Raw genomic sequence first — 16404 nt, forward strand, 5'->3', positions numbered from 1 at the left:
CACCCCGCGTAGTGATACAAATCGCTTTTTCAACCGGCCCGGCGGTCGGCGATACTCCGCTCATGGAGCCCATCACCCTCACCACCGAACGCCTGGTTCTGCGCACGCTGGGGCCGGCCGACGCCGACGCGGTGTACCAGGCCTGCCAGGACCCGGAGATCCCCCGCTGGACCAGCGTCCCGTCGCCGTACACGCGTCAGGACGCGGCGGATTTCACCGGTCCGGTGAGCGCCCAGGGGTGGGCCGACGACATCCTCTACAACTTCGGCGCCTTCACCAGGGACGGCGGCACGCTGGTCGGCTCCGTCGGACTGGTGCGGCTCGGCAAGCTGGGCGCGCCCGACCACCAGGCCGAGCTCGGCTACTGGGCGGTCAAGGAGCAGCGCGGCCGCGGATACACCGTGGAGGCCGGCCTCGCGGTGTGCCGGTGGGCCTTCGCCGACCTGGGCGTGCAGCGGATGGAGTGGTTCGCGGACGCGGGCAACGAGGGATCGCGCGCGGTCGCCCGCAGGATCGGCTTCGTCATGGAGGGCACCATGCGGGCCAAGATCGTCCACAACGGCACCCGGCGGGACTGCTGGACCGGTTCGCTGCTCCCCTCGGACCTGGGGCTTCCGCTGGCGACGCCGTATCTGCCCTTCCCGGTCGAGTAGGGATCCTCGGCGGGCGAGTGGGACCTCGGCAGGCGGTGCACGGGTCGCGGGCGGCCGGGTCGCCGGTGGGCCCGGGGCATTGTCAGTGGCGCGTTCTAGGCTCTCCGGCATGACACCGCTGCCCCGCCCCGTAGCCACCCTGTCCGCGGACGATGCCCGCCGGATCGCCCTGCGCGCGCAGGGCCTGCTCGGCGTCCCGGACCGGCGCGCCGGGGTCCGCGGGGTGCTGCGCCGGCTGGGAGCGGTCCAGCTCGACACGATCTCCGTCCTGGCGCGGTCGCACGAGCTCATTCCGTACGCACGGCTGGGCGCCGTGGGCCGGGACGCCATCGAGAAGGCGTACTGGACCGAGTCGCACGCCTTCGAGTACTGGTCGCACGCCGCCTGCATCCTGCCCATCGAGGAATGGCCGCACTTCGCCTTCCGGCGCCGCGCCCGGCGGGACCGCGGCCACCGCTGGCACGTGCTGGAGGACGCCGACCGCTCGTGCGGCGCCGTACTGGACCGGCTCAAGGCCGACGGGCCGCTCACGTCCACGGAACTGGGCGGCGCCAAGAACGGCGGCCCCTGGTGGGACTGGTCGGAGACGAAGATCGCGGTGGAGTGGCTGCTCGACACCGGCCAGGTGGTCTGCACCGAGCGGCGCGGCTGGAAGCGCGTCTACGACCTGGCGGAGCGCGCCATTCCGGACGCTCTGCTGCACGACGACATCGATGACGCGGAGTGCATGCGGCGGCTCGTGGCGCAGGCCGGGGCGGCGATGGGCGTGGCCACCCGCGCCGACCTCGCGGACTACCACCGGCTCAAGGGCGAGCAGGTGATGGCGGTGATCGAGGGCTCCGGACTGGTCCCGGTGGAGGTCGAGGGCTGGGGCAAGCCGGCCTGGGCGGACCCGCTGGTGCTGGACGCCGAGTCCGCCGCGAAGCGCGGCCGGCACCGTACGACCCTGCTGTCCCCGTTCGACTCCCTGGTCTGGGACCGGCCGCGCACCGAGCGGATCTTCGGTTTCACCCACCGGCTGGAGGCGTACGTCCCCAAGCCGAAGCGCATCCACGGCTATTTCGCGATGCCGCTGCTGGCGGGCGGGAATCTGGTGGGCCGGGTGGACCCGGCACGCGAGGGCAGCACCCTCGTGGCCCGGCAGGTGACGCTCGACGGCCCGAAGGCGGTGCAGCCGGCGGCCGAGGCGATCGCCGAGGCGGCGGGCTGGGTCGGCTGCGTGGAGGCGCGGGTGGAACGGGTGCTGCCGGAAGCGCTGCGGGAGCCGCTGGCGGACGCCCTGAACCGGACTCACGACCGCCGCTGACCCGGCGCCCCTTGCCCGGCGCCGGCGTCTCCTGTTGCTGGCTACCGGCCACCGGACACCGGCTACCGGCTATCTGATTTCGAGGATCTTCTCGCGCATCGCGTAGACCACGGCCTCCATCCTGGAGTGCAGCTGCAGCTTCTCCAGGATGTTGCGCACGTGGTTCTTCACGGTGTTCTCGCTGATGAACAACTGCTTGGCGATGTCACGGTTGTTCAGACCGGTCGCCACGAGCTTGAGCACTTCCAGCTCCCGGTCGGTGAGCCGCGGTGCGGGCACCAGCCGCCGCTCGTCGGTCCGCTGGATCATCGACTTGAACTCGGTGAGGAGCTTGGACGCCATCGAAGGGCTGATCTGCGACTGGCCGTCGGCGACCGCGCGGATGGCGGTGGCGACCTCGTCCGTGGAGATCTCCTTGAGCAGATATCCCGTCGCGCCGGCCTTGATCGCTTCGTAGAGGTCGGCCTCTTCATCGCTTATCGTCAACATGATGATCTTGGCGCTGGGGGCGACCTCCTTGATGGAGGTGCAGGCCTCGATACCGCCGCGCCTGGGCATCCGGACGTCCATCAGCACGATGTCCGGCAGCAGGTCGGCGGCCTTCTCCACCGCCTCCGCGCCGTCCCCCGCCTCGCCGATGACCTGGATGTCCTCCTCCTGCGCGAGGACGATCTCCAGCCCCCGCCGGAACAGGGCGTGATCGTCGACGACCAGTACCCGGATGGGCTCCTTGCGGGGCGCCTCCAGGTGGTCCCTCGCAGGGGCGTGCCCCTCGTCGCTGATGTCTGCGGGCTCGAAGCTGTCCGGCATCAGATCCTCCCCCTCAGGCCAGAGTTGGCAGCTACACCCATGCTTTCATGATTGGGGCCTGTCCGGGGCGCGGCGTCGCCCCCGGGAAAGGCCCCGGGGGCGATGCCATCCATGGTGCGTTTCAGCTGTGAATCAGCGGCGTAGCGCGCCGCCCGCGCCTGCGGGCGCCTCCTCGGCGGACGGGTCCGCCTTCAGGTGAATGACTCCGTAGTCGTAGCCGTGCCGCCGGTAGACGACACTCGGTGAGCCCGTGTCGGAGTCGATGAACAGATAAAAGTCGTGCCCGACCAGCTCCATCTCGTAGAGAGCCTGATCGAGCGCCATCGGCGCCGCGGCGTGCGTCTTCTCGCGCACCACCAACGGGCCGTCCCCCTGTACCTCGAGCGGCCCGATCCGGGTCGTCGGTACGGCGTTCTCCACGGCCGGTGCGGGCGCCGAGCCGTTCAGCTCGCCGGTCAGCGAGGCTGTGGCCTGGGCGACGCTGAGGGGCGTACGCCCTCCGCCGTGATGCACCCGGCGCTTGTCGGCCGCCTTGCGCAGCCGCGCCTCCAACTTGGCCACCGCGAGGTCGAGCGCGGCATACGGATCGGCCGCAGAGGCCTCGGCTCGCACCACGGGGCCGCGGGTGTTCAGTGTGATCTCCACCCGGTCGGAACGGTCCGACTGGCGGGGGTTGAGCTCTTTGGACACCTCGACGTCAAGGCTGATCACCTTGCCATCGAGCTTCTGGATCTTGTCCAGCTTCTCGGTCACGTGCTTACGGAACCGATCAGGCACGTCGGTCTTGCGGCCCTTGATGACGATGTCCACTCAGAACTCCGTTCCGGATCGCTCCGAACACGCGGAGCGCATCCCATTCGCTTAGGCCGGCCGGGCACCTGTCCCGTCCGGCGCTGCGTCAGCTGCTGCTTCTCCTGCCCCGGAATTCCCCGGAGCCACCGAAGCGGCCGCTTTCACCTCCTTCTCCCCCACCAGCAAGATCAACACCCCATGATGTTCACCTTGCCTCACAACCGAACATAGTCCTGAGGAGCGGAGGTCGGCATCCCCAGCATCGGTATACCTCCGTTCGGGTGAACGCCCGGCTGTACTAGCTGCAACGATGTCTTTCAGGCCAAAGTTCCGTTCCCACCGGCCCCGCGACGACCGCCGCACCGGCGATCCGGCCGCCCGCCGCCTCCACCGCCCGCGCCGCCGCGGCCAGCGACGCCCCGGTGGTCATCAGGTCATCCACCAGCACCACAGGAGCCACCTCCAGCAGCCTGTGGCCACCGCTTGCGGCCACCACGGCACCCGACAGGTTCTCCAGCCGCTCGCGCCCGCTCAGCCGCGCCTGGTCGGCGACCGCCCGCCGCTGGCGCAGCACGGCGGCCACCCGCGCGCGCTGCCCCGACCTGCGCAGTTCCCCGGCCGCGCACCGTGCGATCCGCCGGGTCGCGTCGTGCCCCCGGGCCGCGACCGTCCGCCGCGCGGAGGGCACCGGCACCAGCAGCAACGGCCCCACGGCGCCCACCTTGAGCACCGCCCCGGCCAATGCCGCGCCCAGCGGCCGTGCCAGCCCCAGAGCGCCGCGTTCCTTGTGCGCGAGCACTACCGCCCGCACCTCGTCCGCGTAGGTAGCCGCGGCATGGACCACCGGCAGCCCGCCCGGCGCCGGATCCGGCCGCACCCGCCGCACGGCCGCCCCGTCCGTCGAGCCCAGCAGCTCTCCGCACGCACCGCACAGTGCCGTGCGCGGCCGGCCACATCCCGCGCAGTCGACCGGCAGGACCAGTCCGGTGAACTCCCGCCACCACGCCCGCATGGCCACCACTCTGCCCGCTGCGGGATCCCTTCACCAGACCCCCGCCCGGCCTGTGGATAACCCCGCGCGGGAGAACCGTGGCCGAGCCCGCACCGGATGCCCGGCATGGCCCGGAACCCTCACCCGGCGCCGGACAAGGCCCTCACCAGGGGTGTCGTGCCGGACGTCAGCCCGGGTAGACCGGCCCGATGCCCTTCGCCGCGATCTGCTTCCAGTTCGCGTCCTGCGCCAACAGCCGGTAGATACCGCCCTTGTACGCCGCCAGCAGCGGTTTCGTCTGGTCCTCCGACGCCGCCACCGAGGCCGCGTCGCTGATGCCCGGCAGGGCGGGCGTGGACGGCAGTGAGCCGTCCGTGTTGATGTACTGGATCTGCTGCAGGCCACCCGATTCGGTCCCGACCACCAGCAGGCGGCTGCCGCCCGCCCAGGACGCGGCGGTGACGTCCTCCAGCTGCGGAGTCACGCCCTTCAGCGCCGTCACCGTGATCACGGGCACCTCCGCCGTCCCGCCCCGCTCGATCCGGCCGAGCTTCAGCGTCGTCCGGCCGCCCTTCTTCACCAGCATCGCGATCCGCGTCCCGTCCGGTGCGACGCGCAGCGACTGGATCCGCCCGTCGCCGAGATCCGGCACCGGCACCTCGTAGGGCTCGCCCGTACCGCCGCGCAGCATCAGCAGCCGGGACCGCGGGCCGTCGCGGTCGGCCACCCACAGGTTGCCGTACCCGTCCCAGCTGGGCGCGCTCAGACCGTCGTTCGCGGCGTGCGCGGCGCTGGTGAACACCACCCGTCCGGGGTCGGCGGAGCTCTTGGCGATACTCGCGACGATCAGCTCGCGGCCGCCGGTCCTGACCCCGGCCGCGAACTGCTCGTCCCGCTGCACCGCGGCCGACACGAGCTTCGCGGTGGCGCCGCCGAGCACGCCCGGCACGGTCTCCGCCAGCGAACTGCTGTCGTCGGGCAGCGCGACGAGCTGCTGGTGGTCGTCGATGAAGAACTGCCGGGGCGAGACCCCGCTCAGCGTCTCCGGCAGATACGGCTTGGCCCGTTCGTCCGACAGGGTGCACGCCGAATCGCCGTTCGCGCGCTGCACCTCCACCGAGGTGATCTTCGTCGCCGACTGGCTCTGCGCCGTGGGCAGCAGTTGCGCCGCCAGCCGCTGGCACTGCGCCGCGTCCAGGCGGTCCGCCATCGAGTTCAGCCGCACCCGCAGATGCTGCGAGTCATCGAGGGAGACGCCGTGGTCCGCGTCCTTGTTGTAGAGCGCCACGCCCTTGGGCGCCGCGGAGCGCACCACGGGACCGAGCCAGTCGGTCGGGCCGCCGAGCATCGCCGAGACCGCCGACTCCAGCGAATTTATCCGCCGCCGCAGATACACCGGGTCGGCCACCAGCGTCGGCGCCCCCGCACTGGGTGTCCCGAGGTTGGCGAAGTAGTACATGTTGACGGAGTGGTAGATCCGCTGGAAATCCGACTCGGTGAGCACCAGCCCGTTGTCGACCGAGTCGATCCGCCACTCGTTCTTCTCCTTCACCAGCTGGAAGGAGGTGTGGAACGTCGTGCCGTCACCCGAGGTGTAGGCGTGCTTCTCGTCCACCGCCGCGACCTGCGTACCGCTCAGCCCGAACGTGTGGAGGCCCTCCTTGCGCGCGGTCCCGGCCTGCTCCTCGACCGGCGACGGGCCGCCCGACAGGACCGTGATCTTCGCGAACGGGTCCCAGTGCTGGGCCATCGACGTCGTCAGGTACTCCTTGGCCGTCGCGTACTCGGCCTCGTCACTGGTGGTCGCCTCCAGGAACCCGCGCACGATCTGGTCGGGGTACTCGCCGGGCTGCGGCTTGATCCCGAGCACCTGCACCTGCTGGTCCGAATCGGCGCTCTGCTCCCCCGCGACCTTGTGCACCTCGCCGCTGCCCGGCATCGACGCGCATCCCGCGAGCAGCACCGCGCAGACCACCGGCAGCCACAGCCGGGCCTGCCGACCGCCCCACCCGGTCCGCCGCTCCCCCATCGCCCGCATCAGCGTTCGTCCTCCCGTGCAGAGTCTCCCGGGACACCCGGCTCGTGCCCCACCACCCGCGACCCGTTCCCGGGCAGCGCCGCGGGGTTCGCGGACGGCGGCCGCGCCGGTGCCGACGGCATCGGCGGCAGCGCGGGCGACAGCGGGGAGGTACGTGGCATCGGCGGGGCGTCCGGCCGCGGCGGCGCGCCGGAAGCGTTCAGGCCGCGATTGCGCCGGGAGTCCTCGGGCTCCAGCGCGATCGGTGAGCCGCGCAGGCTCTCGCCCGCGGTACGCGGCAGCGTCATGCGGAACTGCGAGCCGCCGCCGGGCTCGCCCCATGCCTGCAGCCACCCGCCGTGCAGCCGGGCGTCCTCCACCGCGATCGACAGGCCGAGGCCCGTTCCGCCGGTGGTACGGGCCCGCGCCGGATCGGCGCGCCAGAACCGGTTGAACACCCGGGTCGCCTCACCGGGCTTGAGTCCCACGCCGTAGTCCCGCACCGCGACCGCGACCGCCCCGTCGGCCGTCGCCAGCCGGACCACCACATCGCGGCCCTCACCGTGCTCCACGGCGTTGACCACGAGGTTGCGCAGGACGCGCTCGACCCGGCGCGGGTCGGCCTCCGCTATCACCGGCTGCTCGTCGCCCCTGATGATCACCCGGCTGCCCTTGCGTTCGGACAGCGGCTCGGCGGCGTCCACCACGCGCCGCACCACGTCGCGCAGGTCGATCGGTTCGGCGGACAGGTCCGCGGCGCCCGCGTCGAAGCGGCTGATCTCCAGCAGGTCGGACAGCAGCCCCTCGAACCGGTCGAGCTGGCTGCCGAGCAGTTCCGCGGAGCGCGCGGTGACCGGGTCGAAGTCCTCACGGGCGTCATGGATGACGTCCGCGGCCATCCGGACGGTGGTGAGCGGGGTGCGCAGCTCGTGCGAGACGTCCGAGACGAAGCGGCGCTGCAGCCGGGACAACTCCTCCAGCTGCTGGATCTTGATCTGCAGGGTCTGCGCCATCTTGTTGAAGGACTCGCCGAGCCGCGCGATGTCGTCCTCGCCCGAGACCTTCATCCGCTCCTGGAGCCGGCCGGCGGCGAGCCGCTCGGAGATCCCGGCGGCCATCCTGACCGGGGTCACGACCTGGCGGGTGACCAGCCAGGCGATGGCCCCGAGCAGCACCACGACGAAGATCCCCGCGGTCGCCAGGGTGCGCTTGACCAGACCGAGGGTGGTCTCTTCCTGATCGAACGGGAAGACGTAGTAGAGCTGGTACGGCTTGCCGTTCACATCGCTGAGCCGTTTGCCGATGACCAGGGCGTTCTGCGGCTTGGAATCGTTCTCCCGCTTGATCGTCGCGTAGGTCTCGTGCGACCCGGAACGCGTCTCGACGCTGTCCCGCAGGTCCTGCGGAATGCTGTCGTCCGGCAGCAGCAGGCCCGAGGTGCGCGGGCCGCGGGCATCGGCGCCGTCACCGGTCCCGGGGCTGAGCGCGACGACCGAGTAGACGCCCTTGCCGCCACTGGCGAGCTGGCCGACCAGGTTGGTCAGCCAGGTGCCGGAGTCGATCATTCCGCGGGTGGTCGCACCCCCCGCGACCGGAACGGCGTCCCGCTCCTTCTCCTTGTCGGCCTGCGCCTGCGCCACGGAGAAACCACCGCTCGCCTGGCCCCGCGACGCCTGTTCCTTCGCGTCGAGCAGACCGTTCTTCACCTGCCCGATGACGACCACACCCAGCAGCAGCACGACACCCAGCGACATCAGCAGCGTCACCGCCACCACGCGCAGCTGGATATTGCGCCGCCACAGCCGGACAGCGGGCAGCAACGGACGGCGTGCCCAGCGCACGCACGAGCGCAGCACCGGCAGCAGACCGCTCAGCGGGTCCGCATGCCGGCTCTCCAAGCGCTCACGCTCGTACGACGCCGACATGTCAGCCCGGACCGGCCTTGTAGCCGACGCCGCGGACGGTCACCACGATCTCGGGACGCTCGGGGTCCTGCTCGACCTTGGAGCGCAGCCGCTGGACGTGCACATTGACCAGCCGGGTGTCGGCCGCGTGCCGGTATCCCCACACCTGCTCCAGCAGCACCTCGCGGGTGAACACCTGCCAGGGCTTGCGGGCGAGCGCGACCAGCAGGTCGAACTCCAGCGGGGTCAGCGCGATCGGCTGGCCCTCCCGCTTGACGGAGTGCCCGGCCACATCGATGACGAGGTCACCGATCGCGAGCTGCTCGGGTGTCGGCTCCTCCGCCCGCCGCAACCGGGCCCGGACGCGTGCGACCAGCTCCTTCGGCTTGAACGGCTTGACGACGTAGTCGTCGGCGCCGGACTCCAGGCCCACCACGATGTCGACGGTGTCGCTCTTCGCGGTGAGCATGACGATAGGTACCCCGGACTCCGCACGGATCAGCCGGCATACATCGATGCCGTCCCGACCCGGGAGCATGAGGTCGAGGAGAACCAGATCAGGCTTGGTCTCCCGGAAAGCGGCAAGAGCCTTGTCACCGTCTGCTACGAACGACGGCTCAAAACCTTCACCACGCAGCACGATGCCGAGCATCTCGGACAGTGCGGTGTCGTCATCGACGACCAGGACTCGACCCTTCATTGCATCATCATCCCATTGTCGTAACCGTTTGATCGACCAGCGTGTTAATAGTCACCTCGTCCACGGGCGTGTCTGCGCAGGTCAGCGGTCGGCCTGCGGTATCGCGCCCCGTTGAAAAATGGCGTATAGGTCACTCCGGTACTGCGCACAGACGCCAGTGCAGGATCTCGCCACTGACCGTGCAACCGTGCGCCAGAGCCCAGGGACAGGTTACGCAGCGCAAGCGGCCCACGGATCCGGCCGTCACTCCGCCCCGGGACCGCACATCACCCTGAGTGCGTCCGCCGTGACGGGTGAAACCACGCCGCGCTCCGTGACGATGGCCGTGATCAGCTCCGGCGGCGTGACATCGAACGCGGGGTTGTACGCCTGGGCACCGAGCGGAGACCCCAGATCCGTCACCTCATGGCCCGGACGCTGCTCCACCTCGATCGCGGCCCCGTCCGGAGTCGCCAGGTCCACGGTCGTGCACGGTGCCACCACGATGAACGGGACGTTGTGGTAGCGGGCGAGCACCGCCAGCGGATAGCTGCCGATCTTGTTCGCCGTCGAACCGTCGGCGGCGATGCGGTCCGCGCCGATCAGCACCGCGTCGACCTCGCCCGCGGTGAAGAGCGAACCGGCCGCGTTGTCGGTGAGCACGGTGTACGGCATGCCGGTGCGGGCCGCCTCGTACGCCGTCAGCCGGGCGCCCTGGAGCAGCGGACGGGTCTCGTCGACCCACAGCCGGCGCAGCTCACCGGACCGGTGCACCGCCAGCACGACGGCGAGCGCCGTGCCCTCGCCGCCGGAGACCAGCGCCCCGGTGTTGCAGTGCGTCAGGATCCGATAGCCACCGCCCGGCGCCAGCTCCGCCAGCAGTTCGGCACCGCGGCGGGCCATGGACGCACTGGCCGCCGCGTCCTCGGCGTGCACCGCACGGGCCTCGGCGAGCACCGCCGCCGCTGCCGCGTCCAGGCCGCCGGGCAGCGCCGCCCGGTACACGTCCACCGCCCGGCGCACCCCGTACGCCAGATTGACGGCGGTCGGCCGGGCACCCGCGAGCAGGTCCGCCGCCTCGTCCACGTCATACCCACGCGCCGCGGCGAGGGCCACTCCGTAGGCCCCGGCGATCCCCAGCAGCGGCGCACCCCGCACCGCGAGATCGCGGATCGCCCGCACCAGCGCCTGCACATCGGTGCAGACCAGCTCCACCTCCTCGGCCGGCAGCCGGGTCTGGTCGAGGAGCACCAGCACCGGTCCTTCCGGCGGCTCCTCCCAACGGAGCGCGGGAATGACATCGGCCGCCGGTATCGAGAACTGATCACCCATCCGCCCAGTCTGCCCTGCCGGGCCCCACCGGCGGCAGCCCATGGCACGATGGCCAGCACACTGAACGCAGGCGAAGGGGCAGCAGCAATGAACGACTCTCCGGGCTGGGCATCGCCCGGATCCTCCGACTCCGACGAGCCGGAGCGCGGCGACAGTCCCCAGGCGCCGCCCCCACCCCCCGCTCCGCAGGACGCGGCTCCGAACTGGTCCAAGCAGCAGCCCCCGCCGGACCAGTGGTCCGCGCCGGCCGGCGGCGGCTGGGGCAGCCCGCCTCCGCCGCCCCCGCAGCCCGGCCCCGGCTGGGGCGGTGCCCCGGGCGGCTGGCAGTCGGCACCGTGGGGCCGGCCCCCGGCGGCCAAGCCCGGGGTGATCCCGCTCCGCCCGCTGGGCGTTGGTGAGATCCTCGACGGCGCGGTCTCCACCATGCGCGCCCACTGGCGGGTCGTGCTGGGCATCTCCCTGGCCGTCGCCCTGGTCACCCAGGCCGTACTCGTCGTCCTCCAGGGCCTGTTCCTGAACGAGAACTCGGACTTCAACCAGGTCCAGAAGGACCCGAACGCGACGTCCGGCGAGATCCTGCGCTCGGCCGGCGGCGCCCTCGCCGGTTCCGGCATCGCGGCCCTGATCAGCCTGCTCGCCATGATCTTCGCGACCGCGATGCTCACCATGGTCATCAGCCGCGCGGTACTCGGACGACCGGTCACCACCGGCGAGGCCTGGCGGGACTCCCGTCCCCAGCTGCTGCGCCTGCTCGGACTGACCCTGCTGCTCCCCCTGATCGCCCTGCTCATCATCGCGGCGGGCACCGTGCCGGGCATCGTGATCATCGCCCTGGGCGGCACCGGCGGCGGTATCGCCCTCGCCGTGATCGGCGGCCTCGCCGCCTCCGTCGTCGCGATCTGGCTGTCGGTCCGCTGGAGCCTCGCCTCTCCCACCCTCATGCTGGAGAAGCAGGGCGTCATCACGTCCATGAAGCGCTCCATGAAACTGGTCCGCGGAGCCTGGTGGCGGATCCTCGGCGTCCAGCTGCTCGCCTGGGTCCTGGTCACCATCGTCTCCATGATCATCCAGACTCCGTTCACCCTCATCGCCGGGGCCGTCAGCGGAGACGGCATGACCTCCTTCATGTCCGAGAACGCGAACCTCGGCTGGACCTTCCTCATCGTCACCGCCATCGGCGGCGTCATCGGCACTGCCATCACCCTCCCCATCAGCGCGGGCGTCACCGCCCTGCTCTACATGGACCAGCGCATCCGCCGCGAGGCCCTCGACATCGAACTGGCCCGCGCCGCAGGCCTCCCGGGCTACGGCGACACCCGGACCCCGGACCGCACCACTCCCGAGAGCTGACCCCAGGTGTCGGGGGACGCACCGGTCACCACCCCGCGCGACGCCGCCCGCGAAGCGGCCGAGCACGAGCTGTCGAAGGGGATCTACCACCAGCACGACCCGAGCCTGTTCCAGCGCGCCCTGGACTGGCTCTGGGAGAAGGTCGGTGACCTCCTGACCGTGGCCTCCGGCGCCACCCCTGGCGGCGGGGTGGGGCTGCTGGCCATCGTCCTCACCGTCGTCCTGCTGCTGCTCGCCCTGCGCTGGCGGCTCGGCAAGGTGCGCCAGGTCTCCACCGGCGGGCCCGGCCTGTTCGGCGACCGCACCCGCACCGCCGCGGAACACCGCACGGCCGCCGAGCAGCACGCCGCCGCCCGCAGATGGACCGAGGCGTCCCAGGAACGGATGCGCGCCCTCGTCCGCGCCCTGGAGGAACGGACCGTCCTGGACCCGCGTCCCGGCCGTACCGCCGACGAAGCCGCCGCGGACGCCGGCCGCGCGCTGCCCGGCCACGCCACCGAACTGGGCGACGCCGCCCGGCTCTTCGACGACCTCACCTACGGCGGCCGCACCGGCACCGAGCAGACGTACGCGGTCCTGCGCGACCTCGACAGCCGGCTGCAGCGCGCCAAACCCCAGTTCGCCGGCGCCGGGGACGCCCGCCCATGACCACTCCCCTCTCCGCGGCACCCGCCCCGCCGGCCACCTCTGCCGCCGATCCCGCCGACAACACGGGCGACACGTCGGTCTCCCCCACCGCCCGCCAGCTGTGGACCCGCGCGCGCGCCCTCCTGGCAGCCGCGCTCGCCGTCCTCATCTTCGGCATCGGCTATGCCGCGCTGCGCTCCGGCGAGAGCCATGGGGCACTGGACCCCCGCTCCGCCGACCCCGCGGGCAGCCGTGCCGTCGCCCAACTCCTCGCGGCCCAGGGCGTCACCACCACCGTCGTGACCACCACCAACGAAGCCACCGCCGCGCTCGGTACGGACACCACCCTGCTCGTGGCCGTCCCCGACCTGCTCACCCCTCATCAGCAGTCCCTCCTCCACAGCGCCGCCGAACAGTCCGGCGGCCGTACCGTTCTCGTCTCCCCCGGCCCCTCCGCGGCCGAAGCGCTCGCCCCCGGCGTCCAGGCCCTCGCGCCCACCGCCACCCGGACCCTCGCCCCGCAGTGCTCGCTGCCCGGCGCCATCCGAGCGGGCGACGTCGAACTCGGCGGCGTCGAGTACGCGACCTCCGTCCCCGGCGCCGACAGCTGCTACCTCAGCGGCGGCAACCCGACCCTGATCCGGCTGCCTGCCGCCGGCACCGGCGACACCGTCGTCCTCGGCTCCGCCGTCCTCCTCACCAACGACCGCCTCGCCGAGCAGGGCAACGCCTCCCTCGCCCTCCAACTCCTCGGCGCCCACCCGAAACTGGTCTGGTACCTCCCCTCCCTCAGCGACACCTCCGCACTCGACGGCGAGCGCAAGAGCTTCTTCGACCTCATCCCCGACGGCTGGAGCTGGGGTCTCCTCCAACTGCTGATCGCCGCCGTCGTCACCGCCCTCTGGAGAGCCCGCCGGCTCGGCCCCGTCATCGCCGAACGACTCCCCGTGGCCGTGCACGCCTCCGAAACCACCGAAGGCCGCGCCCGCCTCTACCGCCGGGCCAACGCCCGGGCCAGGGCCGCCGAAGCACTGCGCCAGGCGACCCGCGACCGGCTCGCACCGATCGTCGGCATCTCCCCGGCACCCGCCCCCGAGGCCCTCATCGCAGCCGTCGCCGCCCTCCTCGGCAGCCCCGGCACCGGCGGCCCGGATCCCGACCCGGGCGCACTGCTCTACGGCCCGCCCCCATCCGACGACGCGGCCCTGCTGCGTCTGGCCGACGACCTCGACGACCTCGAGCGCCGGATCACTTCCACAGAGAGGTACGCAACTCCGTGAGCGCCCCGACAGCCGACAGTGCCCGCACCTCACTCGAGGCCCTGCGCACCGAAATCGCCAAGGCCGTCGTCGGCCAGGACGCAGCAGTGACAGGCTTGGTGGTCGCACTGCTGTGCCGCGGCCATGTCCTCCTGGAAGGCGTCCCCGGAGTCGCCAAGACCCTCCTGGTCCGCGCCCTGGCAGCCTCGCTCCAACTGGAGACCAAGCGCGTCCAGTTCACGCCCGACCTCATGCCCGGCGACGTCACCGGTTCCCTCGTCTACGACGCCCGCACCGCCGAGTTCTCCTTCCAGCCCGGCCCGGTCTTCACCAACCTCCTGATCGCCGACGAGATCAACCGCACCCCGCCCAAGACCCAGGCCTCCCTCCTCGAAGCGATGGAGGAACGCCAGGTATCGGTCGACGGCACTCCGCGCCTCCTACCCGACCCGTTCCTGGTCGCAGCCACCCAGAACCCGGTCGAGTACGAGGGCACCTATCCCCTCCCCGAAGCCCAACTCGACCGATTCCTGCTGAAGCTGATCCTTCCGCTGCCTTCGCGCGCCACCGAGATAGACGTCCTCACCCGGCACGCGGAAGGCTTCAACCCCCGGGACCTCGCCGGCGCCGGCCTGCGTCCCGTCGCGGGCCCCGACGACCTCGAAGCCGCCCGCGCGGCCGTCGCCAAGACGTCCGTCTCCCCCGAGATCACCGGCTACATCGTCGACCTCTGCCGGGCCACCCGAGAATCCCCCTCCTTCACCCTCGGAGTGTCACCGCGTGGTGCGACCGCCCTGCTGGCGACCTCGCGCGCCTGGGCCTGGCTCACCGGCCGGGACTACGTCACTCCCGACGACGTCAAGGCCCTCGCCCTGCCCACCCTCCGCCACCGGGTGCAACTCCGGCCCGAGGCCGAGATGGAGGGCGTGACGGCCGACTCGGTCATCACCGCGATCCTCGCCCACGTCCCCGTGCCTCGCTAGGCCGGCAGGAACAGCCCATGGCACTCACCGGACGCACCGCCCTTCTCGCCGCACTCGGCGCCCTCGCCGTCGGTGTGCTGCTCCCCGGCTGGAGCGGCATCCTCGCTGTCGAAGGCGTGCTTCTGCTCGGAATTCTGTGCGACCTCGCGCTCGCCGCGCCAGTACGAAAGCTCCATTTCACTCGAATCGGTGATACATCCGTTCGACTCGGTGAAACCGCGAACGTCACGCTGACCGTCACCAACCCCGGCCGGCGGCCGCTGCGCGCCCTGCTGCGCGACTCCTGGCCGCCCAGCAGCTGGCACCCGGGCACCGAAGTGGCCGCGTCCCGGCACCGGTTGGTGGTCCCACCGGGCGAGCGCCGCCGCGTCACGACCGTGCTGCACCCGACCCGCCGCGGCGACCGCCAAGCCGAACGTGTCATCGTGCGCTCGCACGGTCCGCTCGGCCTCGCCGCCCGCCAGGGCTCGCACAGCATCCCGTGGACCGTCCGCGTACTGCCGCCCTTCACCAGCCGCAAGCACCTGCCCTCCCGGCTGGCACGGCTCCGCGAACTCGACGGCCGCACCTCACTTCTGATCCGCGGTCAGGGCACCGAGTTCGACTCGCTGCGCGAGTACATCCCCGGCGACGACACCCGCTCGATCGACTGGCGCGCGAGCGCCCGCCGCACGACCGTCGCCGTACGCACCTGGCGGCCGGAACGCGACCGGCACATCCTCATCGTGCTCGACACCAGCCGGACCTCGGCGGGCCGGGTCGGCGACGCTCCCCGGCTCGACGCCGCCATGGATGCCGCGCTGCTGCTCGCCGTCCTCGCCGGCGGGGCCGGCGACCGCGTGGACCTCCTCGCCTACGACCGCCGCATCCGCGCCTCCGTCCAGGGCCGCGGCACCACCGACATGCTTCCGGCGCTCGTCAACGCGATGGCGCCGATCGAACCCGAACTGGTCGAGTCCGATGCCAGGGGCCTGGTCGCCGCGATCCTGCAGCGCGCCCCGCGCCGATCCCTCGTCGTCCTGCTCACGGGGCTCGACGCGGCCCCCATGGAGGAGGGCCTGCTTCCCGTCCTCCCCCAGCTCACCCACCGGCACGAAGTCCTCATCGCGTCCGTGGCCGACCCCCGCATCGAGGAAATGGTCCGGGGCCGCGGCACACTGGACGCCGTCTACGCGGCAGCAGCAGCCGAACAAGCGCGAGCCGAACGCCGCCGCACCGGCCAGCGCCTCTCCCGCCACGGCATCACCGTCGTCGACGCCCCACCCACGGACATCGCCCCCGCTCTGGCGGACACGTACCTGGCCCTGAAGGCCGCCGGCCGCCTCTAGTGCTGGGACCGCTGAGGTTCGCCGGGGAGTACGGGTTCACCATCGCCGGCTGAGGGTGTACGGGCCACTACGATCGGTTCGAGAAGGCGTCGTGGTGTGTTGATGGCGTGAGACAGGGGATCGTCATCGGAGGCGGCCGGATCGAATCCGGGGCCCGGCTCGATACTGCTGCCGGCAACACCGTTGGATCGGCACCGAGAACGCAAAGAAGCCCCCAGGCAATAGCCTGGGGGCTTCTTCTCAAAAATTGTTCGGCGGCGTCCTACTCTCCCACAGGGTCCCCCCTGCAGTACCATCGGCGCTGAAAGGCTTAGCTTCCGGGTTCGGAATGTAACCGGGCGTTTCCCTAACGCTATGACCACCGAAACACTAT

14 protein-coding genes and 1 rRNA gene are annotated in these 16404 nt (G+C 71.6%); 7 read left to right on the top strand and 8 right to left on the bottom strand.

The features are described from left to right. Positions 1-62: 62 nt before the first annotated feature. Together G3I60_RS39135 and G3I60_RS39140 are read left to right on the top strand one after the other, a co-directional pair. Positions 63-653 (top strand): GNAT family N-acetyltransferase, encoded by a 591-nt coding sequence (locus tag G3I60_RS39135; protein WP_164608353.1) that lies wholly within the window; start codon positions 63-65, stop codon positions 651-653. 109 nt (positions 654-762) lie between these two features. Beyond that, positions 763-1959 (top strand): winged helix-turn-helix domain-containing protein, encoded by a 1197-nt coding sequence (locus G3I60_RS39140; protein ID WP_187144894.1) that lies wholly within the window; start codon positions 763-765, stop codon positions 1957-1959. 69 nt (positions 1960-2028) lie between these two features. Here the strand turns inward: G3I60_RS39140 and G3I60_RS39145 are convergent, their stop codons facing one another. The 7 genes from G3I60_RS39145 to mtnA all read right to left on the bottom strand — a co-directional run bounded on the left by G3I60_RS39145 (position 2029) and on the right by mtnA (position 10484). Beyond that, positions 2029-2742, bottom strand: a complete 714-nt coding sequence (locus G3I60_RS39145) for a response regulator transcription factor (protein ID WP_307811558.1) — start codon at positions 2740-2742, stop codon at positions 2029-2031. A 159-nt stretch (positions 2743-2901) separates the two neighbouring features. Next, positions 2902-3579: a ribosome-associated translation inhibitor RaiA gene (raiA, locus tag G3I60_RS39150; protein ID WP_138358880.1), complete on the bottom strand. Its 678-nt coding sequence runs from the start codon at positions 3577-3579 to the stop codon at positions 2902-2904. Positions 3580-3859: 280 nt separating this feature from the next. Then, positions 3860-4573 carry a ComF family protein gene (locus G3I60_RS39155; RefSeq protein WP_138358882.1) on the bottom strand — a complete coding sequence of 238 codons (714 nt, stop codon included), beginning with the start codon at positions 4571-4573 and terminating at the stop codon, positions 3860-3862. A 166-nt stretch (positions 4574-4739) separates the two neighbouring features. Beyond that, on the bottom strand, positions 4740-6590 hold the full coding sequence (locus G3I60_RS39160; RefSeq protein WP_239070823.1) for an LpqB family beta-propeller domain-containing protein: 1851 nt from the start codon (positions 6588-6590) through the stop codon (positions 4740-4742). Next, positions 6590-8494: an MtrAB system histidine kinase MtrB gene (mtrB, locus tag G3I60_RS39165; protein WP_138358884.1), complete on the bottom strand. Its 1905-nt coding sequence runs from the start codon at positions 8492-8494 to the stop codon at positions 6590-6592. Before mtrB ends, G3I60_RS39160 begins: the two co-directional genes overlap by 1 nt. Position 8495: 1 nt before the next feature. Next, positions 8496-9173, bottom strand: a complete 678-nt coding sequence (mtrA, locus tag G3I60_RS39170; protein ID WP_138358886.1) for a two-component system response regulator MtrA — start codon at positions 9171-9173, stop codon at positions 8496-8498. Between the two features lie 243 nt (positions 9174-9416). Next, positions 9417-10484, bottom strand: coding sequence for an S-methyl-5-thioribose-1-phosphate isomerase (gene mtnA, locus G3I60_RS39175; protein ID WP_164298262.1), 1068 nt, complete (start codon positions 10482-10484; stop codon positions 9417-9419). A gap of 87 nt (positions 10485-10571) precedes the next feature. Here mtnA and G3I60_RS39180 point away from each other — a divergent pair, with 87 nt between their 5' ends. The 5 genes from G3I60_RS39180 to G3I60_RS39200 are packed head-to-tail and all read left to right on the top strand — an operon-like array spanning position 10572 to position 16031. Then, positions 10572-11834: a glycerophosphoryl diester phosphodiesterase membrane domain-containing protein gene (locus tag G3I60_RS39180; RefSeq protein ID WP_164298264.1), complete on the top strand. Its 1263-nt coding sequence runs from the start codon at positions 10572-10574 to the stop codon at positions 11832-11834. A gap of 6 nt (positions 11835-11840) precedes the next feature. Then, entirely contained in the window at positions 11841-12482 is a 642-nt protein-coding gene (locus G3I60_RS39185; RefSeq protein ID WP_164608354.1) for a DUF4129 domain-containing protein, read from the top strand. Next, the gene (locus G3I60_RS39190) at positions 12479-13741 is read left to right on the top strand and encodes a DUF4350 domain-containing protein (RefSeq protein ID WP_164608355.1); all 1263 of its coding nucleotides are present in this window, start codon (positions 12479-12481) and stop codon (positions 13739-13741) included. The genes G3I60_RS39185 and G3I60_RS39190 overlap by 4 nt, the downstream gene beginning before the upstream one ends. Continuing rightward, entirely contained in the window at positions 13738-14703 is a 966-nt protein-coding gene (locus G3I60_RS39195; RefSeq protein WP_138358896.1) for a MoxR family ATPase, read from the top strand. The genes G3I60_RS39190 and G3I60_RS39195 overlap by 4 nt, the downstream gene beginning before the upstream one ends. Positions 14704-14720: 17 nt before the next feature. Then, on the top strand, positions 14721-16031 hold the full coding sequence (locus tag G3I60_RS39200; RefSeq protein WP_164608356.1) for a DUF58 domain-containing protein: 1311 nt from the start codon (positions 14721-14723) through the stop codon (positions 16029-16031). Positions 16032-16280: 249 nt separating this feature from the next. Here G3I60_RS39200 and rrf read toward each other — a convergent pair. Beyond that, positions 16281-16397, bottom strand: a 5S ribosomal RNA gene (rrf, locus tag G3I60_RS39205). Positions 16398-16404 lie beyond the last annotated feature (7 nt).

The organism is Streptomyces sp. SID13666 (assembly GCF_010548325.1).
GTDB classification, from domain to species: domain Bacteria; phylum Actinomycetota; class Actinomycetes; order Streptomycetales; family Streptomycetaceae; genus Actinacidiphila; species Actinacidiphila fildesensis.